Source organism: Streptomyces sp. NPDC043812, from assembly GCF_056436245.1.
This window is the reverse complement of sequence record NZ_JBWKCY010000040.1, coordinates 1-13,680: the sequence shown is the minus strand read 5'-3', so window position 1 is coordinate 13,680 and position 13,680 is coordinate 1. Positions and strand designations below refer to the sequence as shown.

At 69.5% G+C, this 13,680-nt stretch carries 14 protein-coding genes; 13 read left to right on the top strand and 1 reads right to left on the bottom strand.

The window, feature by feature from the left end:
- Nucleotides 1-9: 9 nt before the first annotated feature.
- The gene (locus AC067Z_RS35775; RefSeq protein WP_478793816.1) at nucleotides 10-1,476 is read right to left on the bottom strand and encodes a hypothetical protein; all 1,467 of its coding nucleotides are present in this window, start codon (nucleotides 1,474-1,476) and stop codon (nucleotides 10-12) included.
- 542 nt (nucleotides 1,477-2,018) lie between these two features.
- On the opposite strand from AC067Z_RS35775, the gene AC067Z_RS35770 reads away from it, so the two are divergent.
- The 13 genes from AC067Z_RS35770 (at nucleotide 2,019) to AC067Z_RS35710 (ending at nucleotide 13,603) form a co-directional block, all read left to right on the top strand.
- A complete protein-coding gene (locus tag AC067Z_RS35770) occupies nucleotides 2,019-2,897 on the top strand; it encodes a hypothetical protein (protein WP_478793815.1) in 879 nt (292 codons plus the stop codon).
- 127 nt (nucleotides 2,898-3,024) lie between these two features.
- Nucleotides 3,025-3,744, top strand: coding sequence for a Flp pilus assembly protein CpaB (gene cpaB / locus AC067Z_RS35765; protein ID WP_478793814.1), 720 nt, complete (start codon nucleotides 3,025-3,027; stop codon nucleotides 3,742-3,744).
- Nucleotides 3,745-3,751: 7 nt separating this feature from the next.
- A complete protein-coding gene (locus tag AC067Z_RS35760) occupies nucleotides 3,752-4,999 on the top strand; it encodes a CpaE/TadZ family protein (RefSeq protein WP_478793813.1) in 1,248 nt (415 codons plus the stop codon).
- An 82-nt stretch (nucleotides 5,000-5,081) separates the two neighbouring features.
- Nucleotides 5,082-5,531, top strand: a complete 450-nt coding sequence (locus tag AC067Z_RS35755) for a TadE/TadG family type IV pilus assembly protein (RefSeq protein ID WP_478793812.1) — start codon at nucleotides 5,082-5,084, stop codon at nucleotides 5,529-5,531.
- A 1-nt stretch (nucleotide 5,532) separates the two neighbouring features.
- Nucleotides 5,533-5,931: a TadE family protein gene (locus AC067Z_RS35750; protein WP_478793811.1), complete on the top strand. Its 399-nt coding sequence runs from the start codon at nucleotides 5,533-5,535 to the stop codon at nucleotides 5,929-5,931.
- A 70-nt stretch (nucleotides 5,932-6,001) separates the two neighbouring features.
- Entirely contained in the window at nucleotides 6,002-7,342 is a 1,341-nt protein-coding gene (locus tag AC067Z_RS35745) for a CpaF family protein (RefSeq protein WP_478793810.1), read from the top strand.
- Nucleotides 7,343-7,406: 64 nt separating this feature from the next.
- Complete coding sequence (locus AC067Z_RS35740; RefSeq protein WP_478793809.1) at nucleotides 7,407-8,345, top strand: type II secretion system F family protein; 939 nt, start codon at nucleotides 7,407-7,409, stop codon at nucleotides 8,343-8,345.
- A gap of 16 nt (nucleotides 8,346-8,361) precedes the next feature.
- On the top strand, nucleotides 8,362-9,249 hold the full coding sequence (locus tag AC067Z_RS35735) for a DUF5936 domain-containing protein (RefSeq protein ID WP_478793808.1): 888 nt from the start codon (nucleotides 8,362-8,364) through the stop codon (nucleotides 9,247-9,249).
- A gap of 87 nt (nucleotides 9,250-9,336) precedes the next feature.
- A complete protein-coding gene (locus AC067Z_RS35730; RefSeq protein WP_478793807.1) occupies nucleotides 9,337-10,806 on the top strand; it encodes a sensor histidine kinase in 1,470 nt (489 codons plus the stop codon).
- A 46-nt stretch (nucleotides 10,807-10,852) separates the two neighbouring features.
- On the top strand, nucleotides 10,853-11,905 hold the full coding sequence (locus tag AC067Z_RS35725) for a response regulator (RefSeq protein ID WP_478793806.1): 1,053 nt from the start codon (nucleotides 10,853-10,855) through the stop codon (nucleotides 11,903-11,905).
- A 191-nt stretch (nucleotides 11,906-12,096) separates the two neighbouring features.
- Nucleotides 12,097-12,333 carry a hypothetical protein gene (locus tag AC067Z_RS35720; RefSeq protein WP_478793805.1) on the top strand — a complete coding sequence of 79 codons (237 nt, stop codon included), beginning with the start codon at nucleotides 12,097-12,099 and terminating at the stop codon, nucleotides 12,331-12,333.
- A 2-nt stretch (nucleotides 12,334-12,335) separates the two neighbouring features.
- Complete coding sequence (locus AC067Z_RS35715) at nucleotides 12,336-12,977, top strand: pilus assembly protein TadG-related protein (protein WP_478793804.1); 642 nt, start codon at nucleotides 12,336-12,338, stop codon at nucleotides 12,975-12,977.
- A 29-nt stretch (nucleotides 12,978-13,006) separates the two neighbouring features.
- Nucleotides 13,007-13,603, top strand: coding sequence for a hypothetical protein (locus AC067Z_RS35710; RefSeq protein WP_478793803.1), 597 nt, complete (start codon nucleotides 13,007-13,009; stop codon nucleotides 13,601-13,603).
- Nucleotides 13,604-13,680: the final 77 nt, after the last annotated feature.

The window sequence follows — 13,680 nt, the reverse complement described above, 5'->3', positions numbered from 1 at the left end:
TCGGACCGGTCAGTTCGCACAGTAGCTGTAGGGCATGTAGTCACGGCGGTCTCCGTTCGGGGCCCCGAGGAACTCGGCGTCGGCGAGGGTCTCCTCCTTCTTCTCGGTCGACACCGAGAAGCCGAGACTCAGCCCCAGATTGAGCTCGAACCCGTACTCCGCGGCCTCTGTCCGCCCGGTGTACGTCATCCGGCTCGACAGGCCCTCGTCGAACAGCAGCCGGCCGAACGGGTCGTCGGCTCCCGGCCGCTGCGTCGGCGCGTGGTCGGAGAACATGAAGGCAAAGGGTGCGCCCATGTCCCCGCCGCCGTCGAGCCACGCCCGGGCGACCGCACGCTGCTGCGCGCCCTCGGCGCCGGGCGGGAAACCGATCGAGTGCGTGACGACCTCGATGCCCGTGGTCCCGTCGCTCCCCTTGACGCCGCCGCTGCCGCCGCGTTTGTCGTCGCCCGACCGGCCGTTGTCGCCGCCCGCCTTGACGCCGTCCTTGGTGGCGCCCTTCTCGACCGTGCGGGTCATGTCGATGCGCAGCAGTTCGCCGGTCTTCTTGTCATGGGTGACGGTGATGGTGCCGGTCTGTGTGGTGGACGCCGAGGACTCGCCGCTGATCGGCCCCGCCTCATAACCGACCCTGCCGCCGTACTCGATGGCCGCGGAGTACGTGTACGACTTGGTGCCCTTGTGGTCGTTGTCCGTCCAGGTCGCCTCGGGCGAGAACTTGAAGGTGCCGCCGAGGGTGGCGCCGAGCTTCCTCTCGTCGCCCGCGCCGAGCTTGAGCCCGCCGGCCGCGGTCGCCTCGATGCCGACCTTGCCGTAGCTGATGTGCCGGTCGCCGAGCTTCTCGTCGATGCGGTTGCGCAGCTTCTCCTCCTCGGCCACCGGGCCCTTGCCGAAGAGATAGAGGATGCTGTTGCCGAGGCCGCCGCCCTGGGCGTTGCTGTGCCGGTTCGTCAGCTCGTAGGTCTTGAGCAGCTCGATGTCGTCCCGGAACGCCTCGGCTTCCGCCTCGCTGTCGAAGACCCAGGTGTCGCCGTTGGTGACCTTGATCCCGGCACCCAGCTCGATCTTGTCCGAACCGAACCTGCCGATCCTGGCGCCGGGTTTCCAGTCCTTCTTCGCGGCGACGGAGGCGGCGTCGGTGAACGTCATCGTCACCTGCTGGTCGTTGTCGTCGACCGTGCCGTCACCGTTGACGTCGGTGTTGGCCTCGAACGTCTGCTGCTGGAACCCGTACTCCTCGCCCCACTCGATGAAGAGGACCTTGGCCTTGGCGCCGGCCTTGTCGCTGATCGAGGAGATCTGGCAGAGCGGGGGCTCGTAGTCCGCGTCGGTCCTGGGGCCTGCCTCGCCGCCGCCCTCCTCGCCGCTTCCGCACGGGCCGTCGAACGTCACGAGGCAGCGCAGGTTCGTCGCCAGGGTGGTGTCGATGCCCGTGGCGACGACCGTGCCGATCACGGTCGCGGCGACGACGATCACCCCCAGGTACTCGGTGGCGGTGGCACCCCGGTCGCGGGGACTCCGGCGGTGTCTCCGGTGCTTTGCTCTCTGCCCTTCCCCATCCATTCGTCGACGCCCCCTCGTTCGTCCGACCGTGTGCGGTGACCGGAGGCCGACGCTACGGACGGGGCGGGTGGGTGGCGTGGGCCCGTGGGCCTCATTCCGGGCCCAGGCAGGTGGTGGGCCCCGGGCGGTGAGCTCCGACCTGAATCGGAACGCGGGCGCGGAGCTGCGCCGATGCCCCCGGAGTGCAGGGCTCCCGCCAGCCCGGGAACGGTGCGGAAGCCTCGGGGCAGCGGGGCGCGAACGGCACCCGACGCCCGCGCTGCTGGGAAGGAAGTGAACAACTGACGGCTTCATCCGGTTTGTTCGGCGGGTATCGGGTGCCGGTTACCACGCTGCGTTCCGAAAGCTGTTCTCTGCGTCGTGAGACGTGGATAAAGTGCTGAGGCGAACAGCACGGTGCATCAGGGATCAACGGCCGCCCGCCCACGGCAGCCGCAGCTGAACGGGGGATCAGCGTGCCGACCTCCATTGCCGTCACCAGTGTGGACCTGGTGCTGCCGTCCACCGATCACCACACGCCCACGGCGGCGCTCGTACAGCATCCGGACAGTCAGCCGCTAGAGGCCGCACTCGCCGACATGCAGGTGCTCGTCGAGCAGCACGGCTATGTCATCGCCCTCTATCCGGCGTCGATCCCCGCCGTCCACGAGCGGCGTCTGCACACGATCCGCTCGGTGCTGGAGAGCGACCGCATCGCCCTGCTGAAGGCCGACCTCCCGCCGCTGGGCCTCGCCGTACTCGTCCGACAGCTACGGCAGTTGTCCATCTGCGACTTCGGCGCCGGAATCGTCGCCTCCGCCGCCCGGCTCCTCGCCCACTACATCCACGCGGGCGCCCTGCTCAACTCCGTCGCCCGGCTCGACCGCGTGCCGGTCGGTCTCAAGGCGCACGCCAAGTCCTGGGTGCCCGGCTCGCAGTTCGCGGTGGCGGCCAACCCCGACCCCCAGCTGGTCAAGCTCGGTGCCGGTGAGCTCGCCGGACCGGAGTACGCCACCCAGCTCCTGTTCGCCAAGGGGCAGCTCCAGTCCGAGTGGGTGACCGCCCACCTGGCCCCCGCCTGGCGGGTCCAGGCCGTGCAGGAGGCGCCGCTGCCGGCGGATTCGGCGTCGTGGTGGGGGACGCAGCGGCTGATCGAATTCGCCGCGTATCTCCCCGACATCTCCGTCGTCCATCAGCTTGTTTCCTCCGTGAGGAGGGAATCGTGTTCATGGTGCGGTATCGAACTGATCGGCGACCGCTGCGGTTTCTGCTCGGCACCGCTCGCACCGGCCGAGAACCGAACACACGACCCCGGTGTCCTGAACGAAAGAGCACCGGCGCACCAAGGGGCCTAGGCAGTGTTCCCGGCCGTCTCCCAGGGCCCGCGCGAGACGGCATGCCACCGGACCCGCGAGCACCACCTGCACCTTCTGTCAGTTCGTCAGCCAGCCACCACCGTCTTCCAACGAGGTTGCCCCGCTCATGAATTCACGGCAGCGCCGCGGCGTCATTCTTCTGCTCCTCTCCGTGCTGTGCGCCTTCGCGGCCTTCGTGGGCGTTCTCTCGGTGATCAGCAATGTGAATTCCAAGGTGGGTTCGGAGGTCACCGCATACCGCGTGAAGTCCGATGTCGCGCCTTACAGCGCGCTGCAGCCGGGCCAATTCGAAAAGATCACCATGCCGAAGAGGTGGCTGTCGACGAGCGCGGTCACGGACATAGGTGTGGTGAAAGGCAAGATCGCCGTCACCCAGCTGCGGAAGGGGTCACTGCTCCAGGACGACATGATCGTCCGTCGCCCGGCGCTGGAGAACGGCGAGCAGGAGATCGCCATCATGATCGACGCCGCCACCGGCGTCGCGGGCAAGATCACCCCCGGTGACCTGGTCAACATCTTCGCCACCTTCGACGACGAGGGCGAGGACAAGGGCGAGGTGGCCGAGTCCCGGATCATCGTGCCCAATGCCAAGGTCATCGACGTGGGCAGGCTGACCGCCCTGGAGCCCACCAGCGACGACCGCGGCCGCACGGCCACCCAGGCGGTGCCCATCACGTTCGCGCTCAACACCCAGGACGCCCAGCGCGTCGCGTTCGCCGAGTCGTTCGCCGTCCATGTGCGCCTCGCCCTGATCGCCAAGGGCAGCCCGACCACCCTGCGCCCCGGCGAGGGCACGTACACCCTCGAAGAGGACAGGAACAAGTGAGGGCCGAATGACGACGCGCATCCTCCCGGCCGTCGGTGACGCCGACGCCGCCCGGTCCATCACCACTCTGCTCAGCCAGCTGCCCGACGCCGAACCGGCCTCCCCGGTCGGCGACTCGACCTCGCTCATCGACATGCTGGCCCGGCTCGCGGCCGAATCGCTCGACGAGCTGCCCGAGGTCGTCCTGGTACATGAGCGCATCGGCCCGGTCCCCGCACTGGAGCTCATCCGCGAGGTGGCCCTCCGCTTCCCCGCGGTCGGCGTCATCCTGGTCACCGCCGACGCCGGCCCCGGCCTGTTCTCCGCCGCGATGGACTCGGGCGCCCGGGGCCTGATCGGACTGCCCCTGTCGTACGAGGAACTCGCCCAGCGCGTCCAGTCGGCGGCCGCCTGGTCCGTGGGCGTACGCCGACACCTCGGGCAGAGCAGTGACGTGTTCACCGGGCCGGGCGGCACCGTCGTCACTGTGAGCGGGGCCAAGGGCGGTGTGGGCACCACGGTCACCGCCGTCCAACTCGCCCTCGCCGCCCGTGCATCCGGGATGACCGTGGCTCTCGCCGACCTCGACCTCCAGGCCGGGGACATCGCCTCGTACCTGGACGTCCAGTTCCGCAGGTCCATCGTCGACCTCGCCGGCATCCAGGACATATCGCCCCGCGTCCTTCAGGACGCGGTCTTCTCCCACGAGAGCGGCATCGGACTGCTGCTGGCACCGGCGGAGGGCGAGCGGGGCGAGGAAGTGACCGACCGGGCGGTGCGCCAGATCGTCAGCGCGCTGCGCAACCGCTACGAGGTCGTCGTCATCGACTGCGGCACCCATATGAACACGGCGAACGCTGCCGCCATCGAAATGGCCGACACCACCCTGCTGGTGACGACCCCGGACGTCGTGACCGTCCGGGCCGTCAAGCGCATGGTGCGCCTGTGGGACCGGCTCCAGGTCCGCAAGGCGGAGGAGACCGTCACGGTCGTCAACCGCTACACCCGCAACACCGAGATCCAGCCGCAGCTGATCGAGAAGATCACCCGCACGCGTGCTTCCCGAGTCGCGATCCCCGCCAACTTCAAAGAGCTGGCCGCCGCCGTCGACTCGGGGCGCATGCAGGATCTGGAAGCCAAGTCCACGGTCAAGCAGGCCCTGTGGGCCCTGGCGGGCGAGCTGGGGATTGTGAAGACTCCCGAGGCGAGCGACAAGCGGGGCCGGCTGCGCGGCGATCGGGGGTCGGTGGGCATACGTCGCCCGCGCGGGAGATGAACCCGGACCGAGTGACAGCTCCGGGCGACAGCCGATCGACAGCCGAGGCAGAACGCGGAAGGCCGAGGGGGCACGTTGAGCCATGAGACGTTCAGACGCACGAGAGGCACCGAGCGCGGCGCAGGCACAGCCGTGTGCGATACGGGCGCGCCTGCGCGACCGTTACGGACCTGACCCGTTCCGCGACGACCGGGGCCAGACCGCCGTCGAGTTCACCGGGACGCTGCCGGTCATCCTGGCCACGGTGATCCTGCTCTGGCAGGCCGCACTCGTCGGATACACCTTCTCGCTCGCGGGCAACGCGGCGGACGAGGCGGTACGGGCGGGGACGGTGGCCGAGGGCGACATGGCAGCCGCCTGCCGGCAGGCGGGGGAGGCGGACCTGCCGGGCGCCTGGTCCGCGGCTGTCACCTGCTGGACCGAGGGCGACCTCGTGAAGGCGGAGGTCGCCGTGAACATCCCGGTCCTGTTCCCCGGATTCGACATCGCCGTCGACGCGACGGGCGAGTCCGCGGCCGTGAGGGAGAGCTGACATGGACCACCGGCCCTCGGACCGCCGGCGCATGTGCTCCGCGATGCGGGGCCCGGACCGCGGCCGCGGTCAGACGGCCGTCGAATACGTCGGCGTGATCACGCTCCTGCTGTTCATCGCCCTCGTCGCCATCCAGCTCGGCCTCGTCGCCTACACGGCACAGCAGGCCGGCACCGCCTCCCGCGCCGCGGCGCGCGCCGCCTCGGACGACAGCTTCGACGTCGGTGCTCAACAGGCCGGCGAGCAGGCGATGAGCGGCTGGCTCGCCGATCAGGCGGACTTCTCCGTCCAGTACGGAGGCGAAGAGGTGTCCGTCACCGCGACCGTCCAGGTCCCCCGGCTTCTCCCGGTCTTCCAGTTCGACGACGCGGAGAGGACCACGACGATGCCCCGCGACTGAGCAGCGGCCTCCTGCCGGCCCAACCGCTTACGAACGTCAGCACACGCCGCACACGCCAGGAGTCGACGACATGAGCCTGAGGGCACGCGTCAACAGTCCCCAGCCGACCAACGGCCAGGGCGAGGAGAACCACCTCGTCGGGATCTACCGTGCCAAACTCCTCGAGGAGATCGATCTCGCGGAGATGTCCGCGCTGGCCGCGGCCGAGCGGCGTGCCCGGCTGGAGCGCGTGCTCGGGCACATCATCAGCCGTGAGGGCCCCGTCCTCTCCTCCGTCGAACGCTCCCAGCTCATCCGCCGCGTCGTCGACGAGGCGCTCGGCCTCGGCATCCTCGAACCACTCCTCGAGGACGCGTCCATCAGCGAGATCATGGTGAACGGACCCGAGCAGGTCTTCGTCGAGCGCCGCGGCCGGCTGGAGATGCTGCCGATGCGCTTCTCCTCCACCGAGCAGCTGATGCAGACCATCGAGCGCATCGTCTCCACGGTCAACCGCCGCGTGGACGAGTCGAATCCGATGGTGGACGCACGACTCCCGTCGGGCGAGCGCGTCAACGTGATCATCCCGCCGCTCTCGCTGACCGGTCCGATCCTCACCATCCGCCGCTTCCCCCGCGCCTTCACGCTGCAGGAGCTGATCGACCTCGGCTCGCTCGACGAGCACATGATGCTGCTGCTGGCCGGGCTGGTCCGCGCCAAGTTCAACGTGATCGTCTCCGGCGCCACCGGCACCGGCAAGACGACCCTCCTCAACGCCCTGTCGGGACTCATCCCGGAAGGCGAACGCATCGTCACCATCGAGGACTCGGCGGAACTGCAGCTCCAGCAGTCGCATGTGATCACCTTGGAGAGCCGCCCGGCGAACGTCGAGGGCAAGGGCCAGGTCACCATCCGCGATCTGGTCCGCAACTCCCTGCGCATGCGCCCCGACCGCATCGTCGTCGGCGAGGTCCGCGGCGGCGAGACGCTGGACATGCTCCAGGCGATGTCCACCGGACACGACGGCTCGCTCGCCACCGTCCACGCCAACAGCGCCGAGGACGCCCTGCTGCGGCTGCAGACCCTGGGCTCCATGTCCGAGGTCGAGATCCCCTTCGTCGCGATCAAGGACCAGATCAACAGCGCCGTCGACGTCATCGTCCAGCTCACCCGGCACGCCGACGGTTCCCGCCGCATCACCGAGATCGCGGTCGTCGACTCCCACGGCCGTGAGGAGTACCGCATCGTGTCCGTCTGCCGCTTCGACGCCCGGCCCCTGGCAGCCGACGGGCGCGTCCACGGGAACTTCACGTACTTCCCGCTGCCCCGCCGGGTCGCCGAACGCCTCTACATGAAGAGCGAACCCATCCCCGCCGCCTTCGGCGTCGCCCAGTCCGACGACCAGCTCGCCGTCCGCGAACCCGCCGCCTGACCGCACCCGCGCCGCCGCCCGAACCGCTCCCCGCCCGCCGCCTACCGAGAAGGTCCAGGACCACATGGCCAACCTCCCCCTTCTGACGATCGGCGTCACCCTGCTCGCCTGCGTACTCGGCGTCGTCGGTGTGCACAGCTACGCGTCGGGCCACGCCCAGCGACAGGCCATCGTGGACCGGATGTCCCAGACAGGTCACATCCCGCTCGGCGGCCGGCGCCGCCGCTTCGGCGGGGTGGACAGGCGGCTGCGCACCACCCAGCTCGGCAGGCGCATCGAACGGAAACTCGCAGCCACCGGACTGGACCTCACCCCCGGCGAGTACTTCGTCTACACGGTCGCCGGTCTGCTCGGCATCTACTTCCTGATCGGCGCGGTCTTCGCCCCGTTCTTCGGCGTCCTCGCCGCGCTCGCCGGCCTGTGGGGAGCCAACGCCTTCCTCAACTGGCAACGCCAGAAACGTACCGAGGCATTCATCGGCCAGCTCCCCGAACTCACCCGCGTCCTCGCCAACGCCACCCAGGCCGGACTCGCCATGCGTACCGCCCTCGCCATGGCCGCCGAGGAACTGGACGACCCGGCGGGCGAGGAACTCGGCCGCGTCGCCGACCGGCTGGCCGTCGGCCACACCCTGGACGACGCACTCGGCGAACTCGCCGACCGCCTCCCGTCCCGCGAACTCGTCGTCCTCGTCACCACGCTCGTTCTCTCCAATCGCGCGGGCGGCCAGGTCGTCGGCTCCCTGCGCAACCTCACCGAGACGCTCGAGGAACGCAAGGAGACCCGCCGCGAGGTCACCACCATGCTGTCCCAGGTCAAGGTCACCGCCGTCGCCGTCCCCCTGCTCGGACTCGGCTTCCTGCTGATGATCAACGGCATGACCGAGGGCGCCCTCGACAAGATGACCGGCTCGGTCGTCGGCCAGATCGGGGTGGTCGTCGCCTTCGCCCTGTACGCCGTCGGGTTCTTCCTGATCCGCCGGATGTCCCGGATCCAGGTCTGAGGCGGGAGGAGAAACCATGGGACTTCTGCTGGCCTGCGTGATGGCCCTCGCCGTCTACGGCGTCTTCCACGGCATCCGCCTCTACCGCGCCGACGCCAAACTGCCCAGCGACCTCGTACTGGCGCTGGAGGTGGGCGCCACCCGCACCACCGCGGTCGGCTCCGGCATCGACCGCATGGGCATGCGCTACGCACCCACCGTGCTGCGCCTGATGGGCCCCAAGCGTGTCGACGCCCTGCGCCGCCGCCTCGACCGGGCGGGCAACCCGGGCGGCATGACCGTCGACCGCTACGCCGCCCGCCGCGCCGTGTACGGAATCCTCGGCGCCCTGGCAGCCCTCGCGCTCCTCGTGCGCGGCCAGCCGGTCATCGCGGTCGCCGCCCTGCTGTACGGCCTGGTGTGGACCGACGTCATCATCCGCGCCCATGTCCGCAAACGACGCGACGACATCGAGCGCACACTCCCCGACTTCCTCGACGTCCTCGCCGTCGTCGTCTCCGCCGGACTCGGCTTCCGGCAGGCGCTCGAGCGGGTCTCGGAGAAGTACTCCGGACCCTGGTCGGACGAACTGCGCATCACCCTGCGGCAGATGGACATGGGCGTCAGCCGCCGGGAGGCGTTCGACCAACTCCGCAGACGCAACGACTCCGAACAGGTCTCGATGTTCGTCACCGCGCTCCAGCAGGGCGAGGAGCTGGGCGCGCCGATCGTCGACACCCTCATCCAGATCGCGAACGACATGCGCCGCACCGACGCGCAGAACGCCCGCCGCAGCGCGGCCAAGGCCGTCCCCAAGACGACGCTCGTCGTCACGATGGTCATGCTCCCGGCCACCATGATCCTCATCGTCCTCAGCTTCTACTACGGCTCCGGAGTGGACTTCGGCACCCTGCTGAGCGGCTGACCGCCGCGTCGCCGGGCTTCCGGCACCCGATCCGCCCCAACCGATCGTCGACCGAACGAAGCCGCATCCGAACGGGAGGTGACCCCGATGGCCCCCAGAATCGCCGCCCTCACCGGCGGGCTCGCCGCGGAAGCACCGCACCTGACAGCCGCGTCGGCCCCCCAGCACGTACCGGCGCTGCCGATCCAGGTCAACGCCCTCCAGGCGTTGTGCCGCCAGACGTTCGGTTTCCGGCTCGCCATGATCGCCCTCGCTGCACCCTTCGCCCTCACCAACACGGCGCGTGGTCTCGGGACATGGCTCGTGGGCGCCGCCGTCCTCGTCACGTTCATGGTGTCGTACGTCCTGCTGCGCGACTGGGAGCGCTTCGGGCCCGTCCTGCTGCGCCACCCCTCCCTGCTCGCGGCCGACATGCTCTTCGGCGCGCTGCTCCTCGTCACCGCCTCCCCGGACTCCACGCTCGCCTACGTCACGATCTGCACCCCGCTCCTTGCGGGGCTCGTCTACAGCTGGCGCGGCGCGGCCTTCTTCGCCGTGCTCCAGTCACTGCTGCTGGGCGGTGCGTACGCCGTCAACGACACCGCCGAAGCCGGGGCCAACGCCCTGCTGCTGCCCGGCCTCTGCATCATCGCCGGCGCCATCGGCAGCACGCTGCGCAACATGATGCTCGGCTTCGGCACCGCCAGCCAGGCACTCACCGAGGCGCGGGCCCGGCTGGCGGTGAACGACGCGGTCGAGGGCGAGCGCGCCCGCCTCGCCCGCGAGATGCACGACTCGGTGGCGAAGACGCTCCACGGCCTGGCCCTCGCCGCCGACGGCCTCGCCGGCACCGCGGACCGCATGGACCCGCTCACCGTCAAGCACCAGGCCGAACTCGTGGCCCGCTCCGCGCGCCGGGCCGCCGCCGAGTCCCGAGAACTCCTCTCCGACCTCCGCCGCGAATCGGGCCTCGACGGCGGTGTGGACGTGGCGGGCGAACTCGAGGCGCGCACCGCGGACTTCGCCCGCCGTCACGAACTGCGGGCGACGTACCGCGGTCTCGGCGACACCTCGCCGCCGGTACCGCAGGCAGTGGCCAGACAGCTGCTCACCATCGCGTCCGAGGCGATGGAGAACGCCCACCGCCACGCCGGGCCCAGCTACCTCGACGTCTCCTCGGGCGTGGTCGGCGACGTGCTGCGCATCAGCATCTACGACGACGGCCGCGGCCTGCCCCCGGGCACTTCGCTGGAAAGCCTGAAGCGTGCAGGCCACTTCGGGCTCGTGGGAATGGTCGAACGGTCGGCTTCCATCGGCGCCCGTATCCGCATCGGCAAGGGGCGCGCGGCGAAAGGTACGGAGGTACGGCTGGAGCTGCCGGTGCGGGCGCTGCGTCCGGCGGGGACGGAGGCGGCACATGCGGAAGCGGCGCACGCGCCTCAGGTGCTCCCCGCGATTCCGGCGCAGACGTCACCCGCGGCCGCGTCCCGCCCCGCCACTGCCGACCGCCCCACCCACGCCCTCGGTCAGCTGCCACGGTCCGTACCGCCGGCCGGGCCGCCCGACCGGAGCACCTGATCCATCCGTCCCCGTACGCCCACGCCCCCTGAGAGGAGGCCGCACCATGCCGGACGACATCTCCCGCACCTCCGGGCAGCAATGGACGCAGCAGCCGCACGCGTCGCAGCACACGTCGGCGAACTCCCCGTCGATGAGCCCGGAGCACACCGCTCCCCCCATCTCCCGCGCGCAAGCGGCGTCCGGAGAGTTCCCCTCGCTACCGGCCGGCCCGATGCCGGCCGACCCACCCCTGCGGGTGGTGGTCGCCGACGACAACCCCGTCGTCAGAGCCGGCCTCACGGTGCTGCTCCAGGGCCGCGACGACATCGAGGTCGCGGCGGAGGCGTCCGACGGCCGCCAGGCGTACGACGAGGCTGTTCGGCACCGCCCGGACGTGATCCTGCTGGACGTCCGCATGCCCGGCGTCGACGGCATCTCCGCGCTGCCGCACCTCGTACGGCTCGCGCCGGTGCTGATGATGACGTACAGCCGGGAGAGCGAGATCGTCCACGAGGCGCTGCGACTGGGCGCGGGCGGTTACTTGGTCCACGGCGAGTTCACCGCCGACCAGCTCGTCGCCGCGGTCAGGGACGTACGGCAGGGCCGGGCGTCCTTCACCCACTCGGCGGCCGGCGCGCTGCTCGCATCCGTACGCGGCGACACCCCGGACCCGGGCCCTCGCCCGGCGCTCCCGGAGGGGCTGGGGACGGCGTTCTCCGGGCCGGAGCAATCGTCTGCAACCGCACACGGCTCGTACCGAGCGTCGATGCCGCTCCAGTCAACAAACCGTCAGCTGACGGGCGTTGACCCGGTCGCGGGACGGCAACAATCCCCTCAAGTGTCTTCGCTTCCGCAAGCAAATGTGGGACATTCGTCGACGGGGGCCGAGGCGTCCGGGGCCCTGCTGACCGAACTGAGCCAGCGGGAGGTGGAAGTGATGGACCTGATCGCGTCGGGCATGACCAATCAGCAGATCGCGGCCACCTGCTTCATCAGCCAGAAGACGGTGAAGAACCACATCAACCGCATCTTCGCGAAGCTGAACGCGGGCAGCAGGGGCGAGGCGATCGCCATCTGGCACGCCATCAGCCGGGGAGGGCGGCCCGGCCATGGCTGAGGAGGACAGGACCCATTCCCTGAAGTGGGCCCGCAGTTGGGCCCTGAGGCCCATGCCGAGGGGTGTTGTCCCCCCGTACGTTTCTCACGTCGACAGCGGGTCCGGCCGGGAGGTAGCCGGAAACGCACACGACATCGAGGACTCGTACGAGTCGGCCGGCGGACGGCCGGCCGCTCACGGAGGAGAACACCATGTCGGACATCACGCTGAAGACCGCGACCAACGTCAAGCTGTACGTCGGCACGTGGGCGAACACGGCCGTCCAGGCGATGAAGCGCCGCAGCGACAAGGGCCAGGGCGCTGTCGAGTACGTGGGTGTCATCGTCCTGGTGGCGCTGATCATCGTGGCGATCGTGGGGACGGGTGTGGCGGACGACATCGCCGAGGGTCTGTCCGACAAGGTCGACGAAATCCTGAACGCCGGCTGACAATGCGCCGCGAGCACGAGGCAGGGCAGGCCGCTCCCATCTACATCATGATGGTGGCGGGCCTGCTCTTTGTCGCGCTCGCGTTCTTCGCGGTCGGACAGGCAGGCGCGACGCACAACGGTGCGCAGTCCGCAGCAGACGCAGCCGCTCTGGGGGCGGCCCAGGAATCCCGTGACCAATTCCGGGACGACCTGCTGGACGGACTCCTCGACCCCGACTTCCTCCGGGACATCTTCAACGGCGATCGGATCGGCACGTACAACGGCTGCCAGGCGGCCCAGTACTTCGCCGATCGGAACAAGGCCGATGTCGATTACGGGGAAGGCGGATGTGGCTGGGTGAACGACGGCCGTTGGGGCTTCACCGTTGGCGTCATCACTCAGGAGTCCATGGGGGAGTCGATTCTCCCGGGAACTGAGAACAAGCGCGCCAAAGCCACTGCCACAGCCGTCGTCGAGCCCCGCTGCACCTTCGAACCTGCGGAGGACGAGGGGCCGCCGCCGGAGGGCGGGGAGGAGAACGACACTCCGCCGTCCCCCGGAAAGCTCGATTGTGACCTCAGGGATTGGACCATCGATCCGGAGCACTTGGACCTGCTTCCGGACATGGCCGATCTCTTCAAGGTCCGGCTGGCCGAGGACTGACCCATGAAGATCGCAAAGGAATGACATTGATGAGCATGAGGTATGGGACGAAGCCCCGCAGGGCTGCGGCGGCCGCGTTTGTGGCAGTCGCCCTGACGGTGGCCTTGACGGCCTGTGGCGGGGACGACCCGGAGCCGCCGAAGAAGGAGACGAGCAAGTCTTCGGCTGCATCAGATGAGGGCGATGACAAGGAAAAGGGTGACGGCGGTACGACCGTCCCCGACACCAGCCAGACCCTGGCAACCATCAAGGGCAGCAATGGCTTCGAGTTCGTCATCCATACCGCTGTGCGGGACGAAGGCGGATTCCTGACCGTTACCGGCACCGTCAAGAATGTCAGCGGCGAACGCCAAGGGGCGCCGATTACTTGGAACGGCCAGGAGTCGCAGGTCAAGGCGACGGGGCGCTCACTGGCAGGCATCACGCTCGTGGACAAGTCGGAGAAGAAGCGCTACTACGTGCTGCGCGATACGGACGGCTATCCGCTGACAACGACAGGTATTGGACGCATGGACGTTGACGAGTCGGTCAGTTTCTTCGCCCAGTTCCCCGCCCCTCCCGCCGCCACCTCACAAGTCGACATCCTGGTCCCGGAGATGCCCGCCGCCACGATTGAGATCTCCTGATGCCCGCCCCGACCCCGCGCCCCCGCAGGGCCGCGGCCACCGCTCTCGCCGCGATCGTCCTCGTTGCCGGTGTCCAG